We start from the raw sequence: 17,959 nt of genomic DNA on the forward strand, positions 1-17,959 counted from the left end.
AAAGAGAAGAAAAATGAAATTCCTAGATCAGGCCAAGGTGTATGTCCGCTCGGGCAATGGCGGCGCAGGCTGCGTGTCGTTCCGGCGCGAAAAATACATCGAATATGGCGGTCCCGACGGCGGCGACGGCGGCAAGGGCGGCGATGTCATCGTTGAATGCGTCGACGGTCTCAATACGCTGATCGACTATCGCTACAAGCAGCATTTCAAGGCCGAGACCGGCATTCACGGCATGGGCCGCAACCGGACCGGCGCGCACGGCAAGGATGTCGTCCTGAAGGTTCCGGTCGGCACCCAGATCCTGGAAGAAGACAACGAAACGCTGATTGCCGACCTGACCGAACTCGGGCAGCGCGTCGTTCTCATGAAAGGCGGCAACGGCGGCTTCGGCAACGCCCACTTCAAATCCTCGGTCAACCAGGCGCCGCGCCGGGCCAATCCGGGCCTTGAGGGTGAGGAAAAGTGGATCTGGCTCCGCCTGAAGCTGATCGCCGACGCCGGCCTCGTCGGCCTGCCGAACGCCGGCAAGTCGACCTTCCTGGCGACGGTTTCGGCCGCCAAGCCGAAAATCGCCGACTATCCCTTCACGACACTCCACCCCAATCTCGGCATCGTCCAGATCGACGGCAACAGCTTCGCGATGGCGGATATCCCCGGGCTGATCGAAGGCGCGCACGAGGGCACCGGTCTCGGCGACCGTTTCCTTGGCCATGTCGAACGCACACGGGTTCTCCTGCATCTGGTCGACGGGTCAGGCGAGGAAGATCCGGGCGAGGCCTACAGGGTGGTCCGCGGCGAACTGGAAGCCTATGGAGGCGGCCTCACCGACAAGCCGGAAATCGTCGCGCTTTCGAAATGCGATGCGCTCACCGATGACCTGATCGCCGAACAGTCGGCAAGCCTCGAGGCGGCCTGCGGCCAGAAACCGCTGATCCTGTCCTCGGCGAGCGGGCTCAATGTCGACCGCGCGCTGCGCATGATCGTGCGCGGCATCGACAAGGACAAGGAAGACGCGGCCAACCAGGTGCCGGCGCCCGAGCAGGAGGGGTGGCACCCCTGATGTCGGCGAAAGCACATCGCAGTCTTGCGGCCTTCAAAAGGATCGTCGTCAAGATCGGCTCTGCCCTGCTGGTTGAAAACGGCGAGTTGAAGCGCGACTGGCTGGAAGCGCTGGTCTCCGACATCGTGCGCCTGATGGGTTCTGGCGCTGAAGTGCTGATCGTGTCCTCAGGGTCGATTGCGCTGGGGCGCGGTGAACTCGGATTGCCGAAGGGGCCTCTCAAGCTGGAAGAAAGCCAGGCGGCGGCCGCTGCGGGCCAGATTGCGCTGGCACAGGCCTATGCAGGCGCGCTTGAAACGCATGGAAAGAAGGCGGGCCAGATCCTGCTGACGCTGGGCGACACGGAAGAACGGCGGCGATACCTCAATGCACGCGCGACAATCGGCACGCTGTTGAAGATGGGGGCGGTGCCGATCATCAACGAGAACGATTCCGTTGCGACCTCCGAAATCCGCTATGGCGACAATGACCGCCTGGCGGCGCGTGTGGCGACAATGGCGAGTGCGGACTGCCTTGTCCTGCTGTCCGACATTGACGGTCTCTACACCGCGCCGCCTTTAGAAGACCCGGATGCGGTTTTCCTTCCCGAGGTGCCGCGCATCACCGCCGAGATCGAGGCGATGGCCGGCAGCGCCGGATCGGAGCTTTCGCGTGGTGGCATGAAAACGAAGATCGATGCGGGCAAGATTGCGACAGCGGCCGGAACATCGATGGTCATCACCTCCGGCAAGGAACTGAACCCGCTGGCGCGGCTTGGTGACGGCGGACGGGCGACGTGGTTTCCGGCAGCCGCAACACCGGCCAGCGCGCGCAAGGCCTGGATCGGCGGTCACCTGGAGCCGCGCGGACAGATTACGCTCGACGAAGGCGCGTTGAGGGCCATGAAGGCGGGCAAGAGCCTGCTTCCGGCAGGCGTCGTCTCGGTCTCGGGAAGCTTTTCGCGTGGCGATGCCGTGACGCTCCTGAGCCCGGATGGACGCACGATCGGGCGCGGTCTCATCGCCTATGACATTGTTGAGGCCCGCCTGATCGCCGGCCGCAACAGCCGGGAAATCGAGGCGATCGTCGGATATCCGGGCCGTGCCGAGATGGTGCACCGGGACGATCTCGTACTTGAGGATGCGTTTTTGAACGGAACGCGTTAAAAAACGAGCGAATGTGCGGGTGCTGGAACCTGCCTGTGAGGAGTGAAGGAAATGCTGGACGTGGTTGAGGCAAGGACGACCGAAGATCTGATGGCAGAGATCGGGCAAAGGGCCCGTGCTGCCGGACGGGTTCTTGCAACTGCACCAGCAGAGGTGAAGAACAGGGCCTTGAGCGAGATGGCGAAGGCCGTGCGCGCCGCGACGCCGGACATCCTCGCCGGCAACAAGCTGGACGTCGAGGCAATGAAGGCGAACGGCCAGACGGCTGCGTTCCTGGATCGGGGCACCCTGACCGGGGAGCGCATCGAGGCGATTGCCCGGGCGCTTGAGGATATCGTGGCGCTTGACGATCCGGTCGGTGGCGTGATCGCCGCGTGGGACCGGCCGAACGGTCTCAGGATCGAGCGCGTCCGTACACCTCTCGGCGTGATCGGCGTGATCTATGAAAGCCGCCCCAATGTGACGGCGGATGCCGGCGCCTTGTGCCTGAAGGCCGGGAACGCCGTCGTTCTGCGTGGCGGTTCCGACACGATCCATTCCAACAAGGCAATCCACGCGGCGCTGCAGGTTGGCCTCAGGGCCGCCGGATTGCCCGAAGACGCCATTCAGATCGTGCCCGTCACCGACAGGGCCGCGGTCGGTGAAATGCTCAAGGGACTTGCAGGAAACCTGGACGTGATTGTGCCGCGCGGTGGCCGCAGCCTCGTCGGGCGGGTCCAGACCGAAGCCCGTGTGCCGGTCTTTGCCCATCTGGAAGGGCTCGTTCACATCTTCCTCGACAAGGACGCGGACATTGCGAAATCCGTCGATATCATCGTGAATTCCAAGCTGCGCCGCACGGGAATTTGCGGTGCGCTCGAAACCCTCCTGGTTCACGAGGATATTGCACGCGCGCATCTGCCGGCCGTTGTTGCGGCCTTGCAGGAAAAGGGCTGCGAAATCAGGGGATGCGACAGGGTGCGCGAGATCTGCGGCGACGTGCTGGCCGCAAGCGAGGAAGACTGGTCGACCGAGTATCTCGACAAGGTACTGGCCGTCAGGATCGTGCCCGGCCTTGAAGCCGCGATGGAGCACATTGCGACCTACGGCTCCAACCATACCGATTGCATCCTGACCGAGAACCAGGCGGCCGCTGACCGCTTCCAGGCGGAAGTGGATTCGGCCATTGTCCTGCACAATGCATCCACCCAGTTCGCCGATGGCGGCGAATTCGGCATGGGCGCGGAGATCGGCATTGCGACCGGCCGCATGCATGCACGCGGACCGGTCGGCGTCGAGCAACTCACCAGCTTCAAGTACAAGGTTCACGGGTCGGGTCAGACGCGTCCATGAACCCATCGAACATCAGGGCCGGTCTGCACCAGGACTGGCTCAGGCTTCCGCATGTTGAACCGGGAAACCGCATCGGTCTGTTCGGCGGGTCTTTCAATCCGCCGCATTCCGGCCACCGCCTTGTCGCGAGTACTGTTCTCAAGCGGCTTGGCCTGGATCAGATCTGGTGGTTCGTGACGCCCGGCAATCCGCTCAAGGATCACGCCAACCTGGCGCCGCTTGCAACGCGGCTTGACCTCACGGCTGCGCTTGCCGACCACCCGCGCATGAAAGTGACGGCATACGAGACCGTGCTCGGGACGCCCTACACTGCCAGAACGATCGGCGCGCTGTGCGCCATGCGTCCTTCTGTCCGATTCGTTTGGGTCATGGGTGCTGACAATCTTGGCAGTTTCCATCGCTGGCAGGATTGGCGGCAGATCGTCGGTTCTGTGCCCATCGCGATTGTCGACCGGCCGGGTGCGTCCCTTTCGGTACTGTCGTCTCCAATGGCGAAAGTATTTGAAAAATATAGACTTCCGGAAGAAGTGGCAGCGCGGCTTCCTGATCTGGAACCCCCGGTCTGGACCTTCCTGCACGCACCGCTTGACCGGACATCATCAACCGGTCTGAGAAATCTGCCTGAATAGCAGAATTGTCATTTTTACCGAGAAAAAACCCCTGTCTTGAAAATGCCAAACGGGAAGCGGTATTATAGGGACGGTCGCGGCGAGCGCGGCCGAGGTACGGTCAACCGGTCCTGCATCCAAAACGGGTGACGTGAAACCGAACGATCTGGTTCGTGACGACGTTGGTTTCGGGACGGCACAAACGGCGAAAGGCACTACACCTGACCATGACCTTTGAAAGTGGGCGGACAGAATTGTCCTCTCCTCTGCAGGCTTCCGTAAGCGCTGATCTTGCGGCAGGTCTCCTCGATACGGTTCTTAGCAGTCTTGACGATTCCAAAGCTGAGGACCTGATAACTCTCGACATCGCTGGTAAGAGTTCTCTGGCAGATCACATGGTGATTGTGTCCGGCCGGTCGCATCGTCATGTCGGCGCGATCGCCGATCATCTGCTCAAGAACCTGAAATCCGCCGGGGTCAAATCCGCAACGGTGGAAGGTCTGAGCACCTGTGACTGGGTGCTGATCGATGCGGGCGATGTGATTGTACATATTTTCCGTCCCGAAGTTCGCGGGTTCTACAATCTCGAAAAGATGTGGGCACCGGACACGGACGAAGCGCCGCAATATATCGGCTGAACGCGCTGATGTTTCCAGCTTTCAGGCCTGGGGGTCTGAAAGTTGGATGAGCCGGTGTGCTCCCGCGGGAGCAGGCCGGGTTGCCGCGAATTTGAAGACCGGATTTCCTCCGGCAGGGATCTCATGCGCTTCACACTCACCTGCGTCGGCAAGATGAAAGCGGGTGCGGAAAAGGACTTGCTCGACCGTTATCTCAATCGCGCGCGCAAGACCGGCCGCGGGCTCGGTATCTCGGATGTCCGCGTTGTCGAACTGGCCGAAAGCAGGGCGCAGCGCCCGGAAGACCGCAAGGCGGAAGAAGCGCAGGCCCTTCTGGGGACTGTCGCGGGATCGGCAAGGATCGTGGCGCTTGACGAGAACGGCAAGAACCTGACCAGCGCAGATTTCAGCCGTAAACTGGAAAGCTGGAAGGATCAGGGCATTTCCGACGTCATGTTTGCGATCGGAGGCGCCGACGGTCACGGGCAGGCACTCATCGCCCGGGCAGACCTCAAGCTCGCGCTCGGTGCCATGACGTGGCCGCACCAGATTGCGCGGATCCTTCTGGCCGAACAGATCTATCGCGCCATGACCATTCAGTCCGGCCACCCTTACCACCGGGTCTAGGTGATGGACCCATAAATGAGGCCGAAATGGTTTGAGGCGGATTGCTTCTCCTCAAGGAGCGGAAGCGCAGGAAATGTGGTTCATTTTCAAGCTTTTCGCGACGCCGGGGAGGCGCAATCCGGTCAAGCACGCTGACGCCACGGGGTGAAGCCATTTCGCATGCCATTTCAGTCTCATTTATGAGGCCATCACCTAATTTCCCTGCAAAACCGCGCTGCTTACCTGGACACCGACATGGTAGATATTCCGACCCTTCGCACCGAACGCCTGATCCTGAGGCCGATGACGATGGACGACTGGCCCGCGTATTTCGCCTTCATGCAGAGCGGCAGGTCCGCCGGCATGGGCGGCCCGTTCGACAAGAAGATGTCCTGGGCCCTGTTTTGTCACGATATGGCCCAATGGCCGCTGATGGGCAACGGAGGCCTGATGATCGACGACGGCGCATCGGGAACGTGCCTCGGTCAGGTCGGTATCAATCACGGTCCCCTGTTCCCGGAACACGAACTGGGCTGGTTTGTCTACCCCGGTGCGGAAGGCAAGGGCATTGCATTCGAAGCGGCGCAGGGGTTTCTGGACTGGGCACGGAGCGAGCGCAGGCTGCCGGGCCTCGTCAGCTATGTGGATGAGGACAATCTGCGGTCCCGGCAGCTTGCGGAGCGGCTTGGGGGCGTGCTGGATGCTGAAGCCGAACGGCCAAACCCCGAAGACCTCGTTTACAGGCATTTCTAGGCGCGTGGTCGCTGATCAGGGCGCTTGTTGGCCCATCCGCCTGTTGCAAGAAACAAGATCGTTAACTTTTGTTAATGCCTGAAGTGATCTGAAAACACGTTTTTGCCCGTATCTCGCCGTATTCCGAACGTAACGGATAAGAGAAGAAAAAGGTGGAACAGACACAGGCAGTCTAAGAACCGTGACGGTTACCGGATTAAGACGCTGGTTACCTCAGTAAACGGTTCGTTAACGCAGTCAGTGTATCGCGGGAAGGGTAACCTTTGGGAGCTGACGAGAATTGAGACCGGATCGCATCAAGGCTGTGCGTCCTGGATTTCGGAACTGGCGGACATCGGGCTCGTTTTTGAGCGGGCTCCTGCTTTGCCTCATGCTCGCCCCCGCACCTTTGCAAGCAAGTGAAAGTCTCGATGAAGAGGGGCAGGCCGAAAGCGCCGAGGTCTCTGAAATCGATGCGTTCCTGGAGCGCAAGAAGGAGCGCGAGGAGGAACTGGCCGCGCTGTCGCGCGATATCGAGGTGTCCTCCGATCGGCAGGCTGCGATCGCCCGCGAGATCCGCGCACTGGACCGTGACCGGGAAACGCTGAACGCGAAGATCATAAGCACCTCCGACACGATCAAGGTGCTCGAGAAGGAGTTGACCGACACCGAACGCAGGTTGATGAGCCTTGGCGAGAATGAAGATGCGGTGCGCCTGTCGCTGATCGCGCGCCGCGACGTTCTGGCCGAAGTCCTGGCCGCCTTGCAGCGCATCGGCAAACGGCCGCCCCCGGCGCTCGCCGTACGTCCGAGCGATGCCCTTTCGGCAGTCCGGAGCGCGATTCTTCTGAACGCGGTCATGCCGGAGCTGAAAGTGGAAACCGAAGCGCTTGCCGCTGACCTTGCCGAATTGCAGCGTCTGAAGTCGGTCATCGCGGAGGAGAAGAACCGGCTGGGCGGCGATGCGATGCGATTGGCTGAGGAAAAGTCCCGCCTTGAGCTTCTCTTGAGCGCGAAAAGGCAGGAACATCTGAAGTCGGTCAAGGTTCTCGAGGAGGAGAAGAAGCGCGCGGCGCAGCTTGCCGAACAGGCCGGGTCGCTGGAAGAGCTGATCGCCAACCTGGAGGTCGAAATCGAAAGCGCCCGAGAGGCGGCCGAGAAATCGCGACAGGCAGCGCTGGACGCCAAGCGGAACGCCTCGCGCAATTTTGATCCCTTTGCCGATCCGGGACGGCTTGCGCCGCAGATATCGTTCGAAGAGGCTAAGGGCCGATTGCCGCAGCCGGTGGCGGGGACCCTGCTCAAGGATTTCGGACAGGAAGATGATTTCGGTGGTGTGACGGAAGGTCAATCTATTGCCACAAGGCCGGGGTCTAATGTGACCTCGCCGGCGGACGGATGGGTGGTTTATTCAGGTCCCTTCCGTTCTTTCGGTCAGCTCTTGATCCTGAACACCGGTGACGGATACCATGTGCTCCTCGCCGGCCTGAATCGGATAGACGCGGAATTGGGGCAGTTTGTTCTTACCGGGGAACCGGTTGGTGTTATGGGCGCTACCCAGTGGGCAAGCGCGTCGACGTTCGGCTTGGGTTCCACCCAGCCGATCCTATATGTTGAATTTCGGAAGGACGGCCGTGCGGTCGATCCCACTCCCTGGTGGGCACGCACAGAAGAAGAAAAGGCTCGCGGATGATACGGAAAGCTTCCTTGCTGCTGGTGGGTGCCCTGATGGGGGCTGCGGCAGTTACGACAATGTCCCAGATGCCGTTCAAGGTATCGGCTGCGGCAAACGCGGCTGCAACCGACACGTACCGGCAGCTGAACCTGTTCGGCGACGTTTTCGAGCGTGTGCGTTCGGATTATGTGGAAGTCCCCGATGATGCACAGCTCATCGAGAGCGCCATCAACGGGATGCTGACGTCGCTCGACCCGCATTCCAGCTACATGTCACCCAAGAGCTTCCGCGACATGCAGGTGCAGACCCGCGGTGAGTTCGGCGGCCTCGGCATTGAGGTCACGATGGAGGAAGGCCTGGTCAAGGTCGTTTCCCCGATCGACGAAACGCCGGCTGCGAAAGCCGGTGTCCTCGCCGGTGATCTGATCACCTATATCGACGGTGAGCAGGTTCAGGGGCTGACCCTGAACGAGGCTGTCGAAAAGATGCGCGGCCCCGTCAACACCGACATCATCGTGACGATCCGCCGCGAAGGCCGCACCGAACCCCTGGACATCACCATCACGCGCGACATCATCCGCATCCGTTCGGTCCGCTGGCGTGAAGAGGAAGATGTCGGCTACGTTCGCGTGACGCAGTTCAACGAACAGACCTTCGACGGCCTCAAGAAGGGCATCGAGGAAACCACGGCCGCGATCGGTGAAGACAAGGTCAAGGGTTACATTATCGATCTGCGCAACAACCCGGGTGGTCTTCTGGACCAGGCAATTGCCGTGTCCGACGCGTTCCTCGACCGTGGCGAAATCGTTTCGACACGTGGCAGGGAAGCCGATGAAACCCAGCGCTATAACGCCCGCGCCGGCGATCTGACCGAGGGCAAGCCGGTAATCGTGCTCGTCAACGGCGGCTCGGCCTCCGCGTCCGAAATCGTAGCCGGTGCTCTTCAGGACCACCGCCGCGCTACGATCCTCGGCACGCGGTCCTTCGGCAAGGGTTCGGTACAGACGATCATCCCGCTCGGTGCCAACGGAGCGATCCGTCTGACGACGGCGCGCTACTACACACCGTCCGGTAACTCCATCCAGGCAAAGGGCATCGTGCCTGATATCGAAGCCCTGCAGGAGCTTCCGGAAGAGCTTGTCGGCCGCGTGGAGACCCGTGGTGAAGCCGGCTTGCGCGGACACCTGGAAGCGGAAGGCGAAGAGCAGTCCGGCAGCCAGGCCTATGTCCCGCCGGATCCGGAGGACGACACCCAGCTCAACCTTGCGCTTGATCTTCTGCGCGGCGAACAGGTGAACAGCGCCTTCCCGCCGGTGTCCGACAGCGCTGCGGTCAAGAACTGACCGCGTCTTAGACGATCCGCTGCGCGCCGCTCGTTGGCGCGCAGCCCTTCCATTCTCGTTCTGCGTATCCCGAAAACAAGAAACCTCGCCGGCGCCATGCCGGGACAAAGGCTCAGAACGACATGTCGAGCGAAGATCTCACAGCTCCCCTAGGGATGGGCAAGCGGCGGCTGGTCAGGCTGCCGTTCGGCCTTATCGGCGTCGGCCTCTTGAGCGTCTTCGTAACAACGGCTCTCATCTGGGTCGCGGTCGTGGACGATCCCCTGGGCGGTGAGCCGGTGGCGCTGATCCCGCTTGAGGCCACGGTTGAAGGCGTGACCTCCCAGGACATCGAGGTCGTCGAAATCCGGCCGGGGCTGAACGAGGACCTCGGTCCGAACCTGAGGCCCGACGCCGGCCAGGATCTGCTCGGACCGCGCTACAACATGGTGCAGCGTCCGGACGGCAAGGGACCGGAAGCACCTGTCGAAAGCCTGTCGGCCAATCCTGACACGCGGGTCAGCGAACGCTCCGACTACGGCTTCCTTCCGAAAGTCAGCGATGCAGGCGTCCGTCCGCTGGATGCCTATTCCCGCCCGATCGTCCGCGAATTCACGTCCATTCCGAAGGTTGCCGTGATCCTGAACGGGATGGGGCTCAGCGAAACGGGGACGCAGAACGCGATCGACCGGTTGCCGGCGGATGTCACGCTCGCCCTTGCGCCTTACGGCGACGACCTTGACCTGTGGATGCAGCAGGCACGCACCAAGGGCCACGAACTGCTCTTGCAGCTGCCGCTGGAACCCTTCGATTTTCCGGACAATGACCCGGGCCCGCATACGCTTCTGGTCAGCCTGCAGCCGGCGGAAATGCTCGACAGGCTCGCATACCTGCTGACGCGGGCGACCAACTATGTCGGCACGATCCCCGACATGGGTGCGCGCTTCACCTCGACGAAGCCGTCGATCCAGTATCTGCTTGAAAAGCTGAAATCCCGGGGACTGATGTTCGTGGACAACGGCACGTCGTCGCGCAGTCTGTCCGCGGAAACGGCGAGCGAGTTGCGGATACCTTATTCCGGTGTCGACGTGGTTCTGGACGAGGTTCCGCGCGAGGACAATATCGACGCGAAGCTGCTCCAGCTCGAGAGCATCGCACGGTCCCGGGGCGTCGCCGTTGCAGCGGGCTCCGCTTTGCCCGTGACGGTTCGCCAGCTTGAAAAATGGGTACGGGATCTGGAACAACGGGGTCTCCAGCTTGTGCCCGTAAGTGCGACAATCGACGGATAGGCCCGAAGCCCGGGCAGACAGAATTTCTGATAGGTGATGTAGTGAATAAGCGCGCGCTTGGTCCGGGGTTTCCGAAGCCGTCCGAAGGCCTGCCCTACCGTCCCTGTGTCGGGATCATGCTGATCAACGGGCAAGGCAAGGTCTGGATCGGCAGCCGCGACGACGGCGGCAGCACGGCCAACTACGAATTCGCCTGGCAGATGCCGCAGGGCGGCATCGACAAGGGCGAGACACCGCTCGAGGCCGCGCGGCGGGAGCTTTACGAGGAAACCTCGATCCGGTCCGTGACGCTTCTGGAAGAGGCCCCGGACTGGTTCGCCTATGACTATCCGCCGGAAGTGGTGAGATCGACGCGCAAGGGCAAGTATCGCGGCCAGGCGCAGAAATGGATCGCCTACCGCTTTGACGGGCAGGATGACGAGATCAATATCCTGGCCCCGCCGGACGGCCATTCGGCGGAGTTCGCCGAGTGGCGCTGGGAGAACGCGGAACGCCTTCCGGACCTGATCGTGCCGTTCAAGCGGCCGGTCTATCTGCAGGTTGTTTCAGCATTTTCCCACCTGACATCCTGACCGTCGGCGAGCGTCATCGTCAAAGCGTCAAGTTTTGAAGTTTCGTTGTCGCTTTTCAAACAGACAAGGCAAAGTTCCACCGCTAGCATCCGGCTCAAATGGATTTTCAGCACGGCAGCCGCATGCGGTTTCCGTGTCTTTCCAGGACTTGGGCAAGAGCAGGGGCACGCGTAACAGGCCGCGTGCCTTGCACGTTTAGGAGGAACGCCAATGTCTTTCGGCAAGGGGCTTTCACGAAAGCCGTCCCAGCCAAAAGGGCGTCAGTTGGAAGATGCGGCCCTGAGTGAAGTTCAGGCGCTCTTGGGCGACGAACCGCGCCGCGCCGATCTGCTGATCGAACATCTGCATAAGATACAGGATGCCTATGGTTGCCTCGAGGCACGGCACCTGAAAGCGCTGTCGGTCGAGATGAAGATGGCGCAGGCGGAAGTCTACGAAGTCGCCAGTTTCTACCACCACTTCGATATCGTTCGCGAGGAAGATCAGAAGCCCGCTCCGCTGACGATCCGCGTCTGTGACAGCGTGACCTGTTCCATCAAGGGCGCTGACGCGTTGGCGGCGGCACTCGAAAGCGGTGTCGACCCGTCCAGGGTCCGGATTCAGAAGGTCCCCTGTATCGGCCGTTGTGCCGGTGCGCCGGCCGTGCAGGTCGGCAAACGCGCCGTCGACAACGCCACTGAACTTTCCGTCCGCGCGACCCTGTTCGAGGGGACGACGGCGGCGGACGTGCCGGACTACATCAGGCTGGAACAATATCAGGCAGATGGTGGCTACACGCTGCTGCAGCGCGTGCGCGCAGGTGAATTCGATGCGGCCGCCCTTGCCGACATGGCTCTGGAGGCGGGCCTTCGCGGGCTTGGCGGGGCCGGATTCCCGACCGGGACCAAATGGAAGATCGTCAACGATCTTCCGGGACCGAAATACCTGACGATCAATGGCGACGAGGGCGAGCCGGGCACCTTCAAGGATCGGTTCCACCTGGAGCGCGATCCGCACCGGCTGCTGGAAGGAGCGCTGATTGCCGCGCATGCGATCTCGGCGGACCGGGTCTATCTCTACATGCGCGACGAGTATCCGGCAGTCCTTGAGATTTTGGCCACTGAAATCGACGCCCTGCGCAGTGCAGGCATCATCACGGGCAATGACATCGAGCTGCGCCGCGGCGCCGGCGCCTATATCTGCGGTGAAGAGAGCGCCATGATCGAATCGATCGAGGGCAAGCGCGGTCTGCCCCGGCATCGCCCGCCTTTCATCGCCCAGGTCGGCCTGTTCGGCCGCCCGACCCTCAACCACAATGTCGAAACGCTCTACTGGATCCGTGACATTGTCGAAAAGGGACCGGAGTGGTTCGCGTCCCAGGGACGGCGGGACCACAAGGGCTTCCGGTCTTTCTCGGTTTCGGGCCGGGTCAAGGAACCCGGTGTCAAGCTGGCGCCGGCCGGGATCACCATGAACGAGCTTCTGGAAGAATTCTGCGGCGGCATGGAAGACGGCCACACCTTCAAGGGGTACCTTCCCGGTGGCGCGTCGGGCGGCATCCTGCCGGCCTCGCTTGCCGACGAACCGCTGGATTTCGGCACGCTCGACAAGCATGGCTGCTTCATCGGCAGCCACGCCATTGTCGTCTTTTCCGATCAGGATGACATGCGCGACGTCGCCCTCAACCTGATGCGCTTCTTCAAGCACGAGAGCTGCGGCCAGTGCACGCCGTGCCGGTCGGGAACGGAGAAGATGGAACATCTGCTTGCTGCCGGTGACTGGAACGAGGCAAAGATCGCGGATCTGGATGCGGTCATGCGCTCCGCCTCCATCTGCGGCCTTGGCCAGGCAGCTCCCAACCCCGTGGCTTCCGTGCTCAGGTTTTTCCCGGAGGAATTCGAAAGATGAGCCAAATCACTTTCTCCCTCGACGGCAGGGACGTCACCGCCCAGGAAGGGGAGACCATCTGGCAGGTGGCCAAGCGCGAAGGCGTTGCGATCCCGCACCTGTGTCACAAGGACGCCGCCGGATACCGGTCCGACGGCAATTGCCGCGCCTGCATGGTCGATATCGAAGGTGAGCGGGTGCTCGCCGCATCCTGCATTCGCACGCCGTCGGAAGGCATGGTCGTCAAGACGGAAACGGAGCGAGCGTCCAAGGCCCGGGAGATGGTGTTCGAGCTGCTGGCAGCCGATCAGCCAAGCCGCGAGGCGCACCCTGATCCGGAGAGCGACTTCTGGAAATGGTCCGACGCGGTTGGTGTCACGGACAGCCGGTTTGCACCGGGTGAAAACCCGGCGCAGGACATTTCCCACCCGGCGATCGCCGTCAATCTCGATGCCTGCATCGCCTGCAATCTGTGTGAACGCGCCTGCCGGGAAGTGCAGGTGAATGACGTGATTGGCATGGCGGATCGCGGCTCCCACACTGTCCCGGTCTTCGACCTTGCCGACCCGATGGGCATTTCCACCTGCGTGGCCTGTGGCGAGTGCGTTTCGGCCTGTCCGACCGGTGCACTGATGGAAAAGAGCCTTCTGGACGACGCGGGCAAGGTGCGCGAAGTCTTCGCCGAGGAAACCGTCGACAGCGTCTGCCCGTTCTGCGGCGTCGGCTGTCTCACGTCCGTTTCGGTCAAGGACGGCGAGATCGTCAAGGTCGAGGGCCGCGACGGTCCCGCCAACGAAAACCGGCTGTGCGTCAAGGGCCGTTTCGGGTTCGATTATGTTGCAAGCCCGGAGCGGTTGACCAGGCCCCTGATCCGCCGCGACGACGCTCCCAAGCGCGGCGACATTTCCATGACGCTGGCGAACCATCTCGACTACTTCCGGGAAGCCAGCTGGGAAGAAGCGCTGGACCGTGCTGCCGGCGGTCTGAAGGCCGCCTTCGACGCCAAGGGCGGTGCGGGCGTGGCGGGCTTCGGCTCGGCAAAGGGCTCCAACGAGGAGGCCTATCTCTTCCAGAAACTGATCCGTCAGGGGTTCCAGACCAACAATGTCGACCATTGCACGCGGCTTTGCCATGCATCTTCCGTAGCGGCGCTGATGGAGGGGATCGGTTCCGGTGCCGTGACGGCACCGTTCAACGCGGCCGAAGATGCCGATTGCATGATTGTCATCGGCGCGCGCCCGGCACAGAACCACCCTGTCGCGGCGACCTATATCAAGCAGGCCGCAAAAAAGGGCACCAAGCTGATCGTGATGGATCCGCGCGGCCAGGACCTGATGCGGCATGCGGATTACGGACTGAAGTTCAAGCCCGGCACTGATGTTGCCATGCTGAATGCGATCCTCAATGTGATCATCACCGAGGGTCTTTATGACAGCCAGTACATCGCGGCGCATGTCGATGGCTTCGAAGCGCTCGCCGAGAAGATCCGAGAATTTACTCCCGAGGCGATGGAACCGGTCTGCGGCATTGACGCGCAGACCCTGCGGGAGGTTGCCCGCCTTTACGCGACCAGTGCCAGGTCCATCATTTTCTGGGGCATGGGCGTTTCGCAGCATGTTCACGGCACAGACAACGTCCGCTGCCTGATCGCGATGGCCCTGACGACCGGCCAGATCGGCCGCCCCGGCACCGGGTTACATCCCCTGCGCGGTCAGAACAACGTGCAGGGCGCTTCCGATGCGGGTCTTATCCCGATGGTCTTTCCAGACTACCGGTCCGTTGAAAATGCGGACATCCGGGGCGAATACGAAGATGCCTGGGGCCGGACGCTCGATCCGGTGCGCGGGCTCACCGTCGTCGAGATCATGAACGACATCCTGGCCGGCGGCATTGAGGCCATGTTCGTGCAGGGTGAAAACCCGGCCATGTCGGATCCGGATCAGACCCATGCCCGCAAGGCGCTGTCTTCGCTGAAGCATCTCGTCGTTCAGGACATCTTCCTGACCGAAACCGCCTGGCATGCCGATGTCATTCTTCCCGCGTCCGCACATGCGGAAAAGCTCGGCACCTACACCAACACCAACCGCCAGGTGCAGATCGGCCGTCCCTGCGTTCCGATGCCCGGAGAGGCGCGCGCCGACTGGCAGATCCTGATCGAGATCGCCAACCGCCTGGGCCTCGACTGGACCTATGACGGCGTTCCGGCAATCTATGAGGAAATGCGCTCGCACATGGCGTCCCTCAACAACATTTCCTGGGACCGGCTCGAGAACGAGGGAACGGTGACCTATCCGGCCGACGCGCCGGACAAGCCCGGAAACGAGATCCTGTTCGGCCAGTCCTTCCCGACCGCGGACGGTCGCGGCAAGATCGTGCCGACGGACCTGGTGCCGCCGGACGAATTGCCGGACGAGGACTTCCCGCTCGTGCTCACCACGGGCCGGATGCTGGAACACTGGCACACCGGCGCGATGACGCGCCGCGCCGCGGTGCTCGACGCCATCGAGCCGGAACCGGTGGTGTCCATGAACCCGCGTGACATCAAGCTTGCAGGCCTCGAAATCGGCCAGCAGGTGACTGTTGAAACCCGGCGCGGTGCGATCACGCTGACCCTGCGCGCCGACCGCGACGTGTCCAGTGGCATGCTGTTCATTCCGTTCTGCTTCTTCGAGGCACCTGCCAACTTCCTCACCAACCCGCAGCTTGATCCATTCGGCAAGATACCGGAGTTCAAGTTCTGCGCCGCGAAGATAGGACCGGCCGAGCACCGTCAGGCGGCGGAGTGACAAACCGGAAAAGGCGGCCATTGGCCGCCTTTTTTAATGTCAAACGTGCGATGCATGAAAGCGTTCCTGCGCACCCGTAGCAAGTCTCTGCGCCTGAGCCTGCAGGTGATTTGCACAAAGCGCGTATTATTGCTGTGTGCTTGCGACCGCAAGCACGTTCGACAAGAGCGCTGAAAGGAGTTGATCTAGGTCGTCGCGGCTGGACGCTCCGTATTTCAGCGCCATAACTGTGGTCACGAATAGATGCGCCTGTTTTTTTACCGTTAGCCCATTCGCGGCAAGCGCTGCCTCGTATGGCGCCAGCAATTCACAAATCAAAATCTCGTGGCGCTGGCGGGAGCGGGTGATCTCGTCGCGACCTGCTTCGTTGTGTCCGGAAACAAGATCTTCGGCATCTCCTGCGTTTTGCAGAAGTTCAAAGCTTTTAATCACGGTCTCGGCAAAGTAGGCGTCCAGTTTCTCTGACAGTGTTTTGCAGGCGTCCAGTCGACCCCTGACAGCTGCGAGATTGCGATCCGTGATCACCCGGATCGAGGCACGGATGAGATCGTCCTTTCCACCAAAGAGATCATAGAGTGTTTGCCGCGAAACGCCGGCTTCCGCCGCGATGTCGGCCATGGCCGTCTTGCGCGCACCAAAGCGCACGAAGCAACGGATGGCTGCCTCGACAATTTTTTCTTCTGTTTCGTTCAACGGCTTGGACTGAATTTCGATCATGGAGGTCACATAAAGTGAATTCGACCACTTGACAAGTTGCGTAAGAAGGTCAAATACAAGCTTACAGAAAAGATAAAGTTGTAAAGTTTGGTTTTGAATGCGGCCGGAGAGCGCCTCGTTTCGGAATCAACGAATGATGCGACGATCTGCGCTGCTCTTTGTTGTGGTCGAATGCACATCGAAATTAGGAGTAACAGGATGTTCGGAAACATGATCTCGAACATGATGGTCAAGCCCTTTCAGTCACCGCTGTTCGACAGTCCGGAGGCCCATGGGCTCGACTATGAGAATGTGGAATTCAAGGCGGAAGATGACGTCACGCTTCGCGGTTGGCTGATCAAGGGCGGGACCGGCAAGGTGATCGTCCAGAGCCATTTCGGCGTCCAATGCAACCGCGGCGGCTGGACCCCCAAGGGCCACGGCCCGATCGCACCGTGGAAGCAGGACATCAAGTTCCTGCGTCAGGCAAAATACCTTGTCGACCAGGGATACTCTGTCCTCATGTATGACCTGCGCGGTCACGGCGAGAGCGACATCGGCACCATCCCCTGGGTGAGCTGGGGCCCGGAAGAAGCCAAGGATGTGATCGCGGCCGTCGACTTTGCGAGCGAACAATATCCGGAGGCGTCAATCGGATTGCTCAGCATTTGCATGGGCTCGGCATCGACCACGTATGCCTTCGGCCGCGAGGATGGCCTGGGCAGGCGGACGAACCTCAAGGCAATGATCGCGGTTCAGCCCCTTCTCTATACCTGTTTCATCAAGGCGCTCGGCATGCCCGGTTTCATGGCCCGGTCGGGTGAAAAGGTCAGCGCGAAACGGCTCGGCTTCGACATGTCGGCACCGGATTTCGTCAAGGATGCGCCGAAAGTGACAGTGCCCACTCTGGTCGTTCAGAACACCAACGACCCCTGGACGGAAATGGGCATGGTGCGCGACTACTACGACGCATTGAAAGTGGAAAAGGACCTGATGCTGCTCGATCTCGAAAAGAGCCGGTTCGCCGCCTACGATTATCTTGGCACCCATCCCGAAGAGATGATGGGCTGGTTCGACAGGTATATGTGATGGTCTGGACACTTTTGAAATGGGGCGTCCCCGCCCTCATCGTCGCTGCGTTCGCAGGGGCTTTCCTGACGAAGAAAACTTTCCACGCTGAGACCGTGATCGAAGCTCCCGCCGAGACTGTCTGGGCGGTCCTGATGGACACCCCGTCCTATCCCGAATGGAACCCGGTTTTTGTCGAAGCCAAGGGCGACTTTGCCGAGGGCGCGAAGCTCGCCTACAAGGTGCGCGACCCGAACGGCAACCTGCTTGAAATGACGGGGACCGTTGTCACCTTTGCACCTTTAAGGGAACTGCGGCAGACCGGCGGCATTCCCGGGCTGCTGACATTCGACCATCAATGGCTGCTGGAACCGGTCGATGGCGGAACGAAAGTCACCCAGCACGAGGTCGATCGGGGTCTGGGGCTCTGGTTCTGGAACTCCGACTGGATTGAGCCGTCCTATGCAAAGACCCTGGAGGCGCTCAAGGAGCGTGTTCAAACAAAAAGGGCGCACCAAGGCGCCCTTTGAGTTTCATTTCCATGCACCCACGCAGGGAAATTGTCTGCGGGGGAACCGCTCCCGC

At 61.3% G+C, this 17,959-nt stretch carries 16 protein-coding genes; 15 read left to right on the forward strand and 1 reads right to left on the reverse strand.

The window, feature by feature from the left end; all coding sequences use genetic code 11:
- The first annotated feature begins 13 nt into the window (after positions 1-13).
- The 13 genes from obgE to fdhF all read left to right on the forward strand — a co-directional run bounded on the left by obgE (position 14) and on the right by fdhF (position 15,610).
- Entirely contained in the window at positions 14-1,060 is a 1,047-nt protein-coding gene (obgE, locus tag ACO07N_RS11920; protein WP_421981221.1) for a GTPase ObgE, read from the forward strand.
- Positions 1,060-2,205, forward strand: a complete 1,146-nt coding sequence (proB, locus tag ACO07N_RS11925) for a glutamate 5-kinase (RefSeq protein ID WP_421981222.1) — start codon at positions 1,060-1,062, stop codon at positions 2,203-2,205. Before obgE ends, proB begins: the two co-directional genes overlap by 1 nt.
- A gap of 51 nt (positions 2,206-2,256) precedes the next feature.
- Positions 2,257-3,537, forward strand: a complete 1,281-nt coding sequence (locus ACO07N_RS11930; protein WP_421981223.1) for a glutamate-5-semialdehyde dehydrogenase — start codon at positions 2,257-2,259, stop codon at positions 3,535-3,537.
- Entirely contained in the window at positions 3,534-4,166 is a 633-nt protein-coding gene (locus ACO07N_RS11935; RefSeq protein ID WP_421981224.1) for a nicotinate-nucleotide adenylyltransferase, read from the forward strand. The genes ACO07N_RS11930 and ACO07N_RS11935 overlap by 4 nt, the downstream gene beginning before the upstream one ends.
- A gap of 206 nt (positions 4,167-4,372) precedes the next feature.
- The gene (rsfS, locus tag ACO07N_RS11940) at positions 4,373-4,783 is read left to right on the forward strand and encodes a ribosome silencing factor (RefSeq protein WP_421981225.1); all 411 of its coding nucleotides are present in this window, start codon (positions 4,373-4,375) and stop codon (positions 4,781-4,783) included.
- A gap of 123 nt (positions 4,784-4,906) precedes the next feature.
- A complete protein-coding gene (gene rlmH, locus ACO07N_RS11945; RefSeq protein ID WP_421981226.1) occupies positions 4,907-5,389 on the forward strand; it encodes a 23S rRNA (pseudouridine(1915)-N(3))-methyltransferase RlmH in 483 nt (160 codons plus the stop codon).
- 234 nt (positions 5,390-5,623) lie between these two features.
- Positions 5,624-6,121 carry a GNAT family N-acetyltransferase gene (locus ACO07N_RS11950; RefSeq protein WP_421981227.1) on the forward strand — a complete coding sequence of 166 codons (498 nt, stop codon included), beginning with the start codon at positions 5,624-5,626 and terminating at the stop codon, positions 6,119-6,121.
- A 280-nt stretch (positions 6,122-6,401) separates the two neighbouring features.
- Complete coding sequence (locus ACO07N_RS11955; protein ID WP_421981228.1) at positions 6,402-7,793, forward strand: murein hydrolase activator EnvC family protein; 1,392 nt, start codon at positions 6,402-6,404, stop codon at positions 7,791-7,793.
- Positions 7,790-9,118: a S41 family peptidase gene (locus tag ACO07N_RS11960; RefSeq protein WP_421981229.1), complete on the forward strand. Its 1,329-nt coding sequence runs from the start codon at positions 7,790-7,792 to the stop codon at positions 9,116-9,118. The genes ACO07N_RS11955 and ACO07N_RS11960 overlap by 4 nt, the downstream gene beginning before the upstream one ends.
- A 122-nt stretch (positions 9,119-9,240) precedes the next feature.
- Complete coding sequence (locus ACO07N_RS11965) at positions 9,241-10,386, forward strand: divergent polysaccharide deacetylase family protein (protein WP_421981230.1); 1,146 nt, start codon at positions 9,241-9,243, stop codon at positions 10,384-10,386.
- A gap of 41 nt (positions 10,387-10,427) precedes the next feature.
- A complete protein-coding gene (locus tag ACO07N_RS11970; protein WP_421981231.1) occupies positions 10,428-10,958 on the forward strand; it encodes an RNA pyrophosphohydrolase in 531 nt (176 codons plus the stop codon).
- A gap of 210 nt (positions 10,959-11,168) precedes the next feature.
- Positions 11,169-12,845, forward strand: a complete 1,677-nt coding sequence (locus ACO07N_RS11975) for an NAD(P)H-dependent oxidoreductase subunit E (RefSeq protein WP_421981232.1) — start codon at positions 11,169-11,171, stop codon at positions 12,843-12,845.
- Positions 12,842-15,610, forward strand: coding sequence for a formate dehydrogenase subunit alpha (gene fdhF, locus ACO07N_RS11980; protein ID WP_421981233.1), 2,769 nt, complete (start codon positions 12,842-12,844; stop codon positions 15,608-15,610). Before ACO07N_RS11975 ends, fdhF begins: the two co-directional genes overlap by 4 nt.
- 126 nt (positions 15,611-15,736) lie before the next feature.
- Here the strand turns inward: fdhF and ACO07N_RS11985 are convergent, their stop codons facing one another.
- Positions 15,737-16,327, reverse strand: a complete 591-nt coding sequence (locus tag ACO07N_RS11985; protein WP_421981234.1) for a TetR/AcrR family transcriptional regulator — start codon at positions 16,325-16,327, stop codon at positions 15,737-15,739.
- Between the two features lie 198 nt (positions 16,328-16,525).
- Here ACO07N_RS11985 and ACO07N_RS11990 point away from each other — a divergent pair, with 198 nt between their 5' ends.
- The gene (locus tag ACO07N_RS11990) at positions 16,526-17,395 is read left to right on the forward strand and encodes an alpha/beta hydrolase family protein (protein WP_421981235.1); all 870 of its coding nucleotides are present in this window, start codon (positions 16,526-16,528) and stop codon (positions 17,393-17,395) included.
- Positions 17,395-17,904 carry an SRPBCC family protein gene (locus tag ACO07N_RS11995; RefSeq protein WP_421981236.1) on the forward strand — a complete coding sequence of 170 codons (510 nt, stop codon included), beginning with the start codon at positions 17,395-17,397 and terminating at the stop codon, positions 17,902-17,904. The genes ACO07N_RS11990 and ACO07N_RS11995 overlap by 1 nt, the downstream gene beginning before the upstream one ends.
- Positions 17,905-17,959: the final 55 nt, after the last annotated feature.

Origin of the sequence: Roseibium sp., assembly GCF_965229775.1 — a bacterium.
In the GTDB taxonomy this organism is placed as follows: Bacteria; Pseudomonadota; Alphaproteobacteria; order Rhizobiales; family Stappiaceae; genus Roseibium.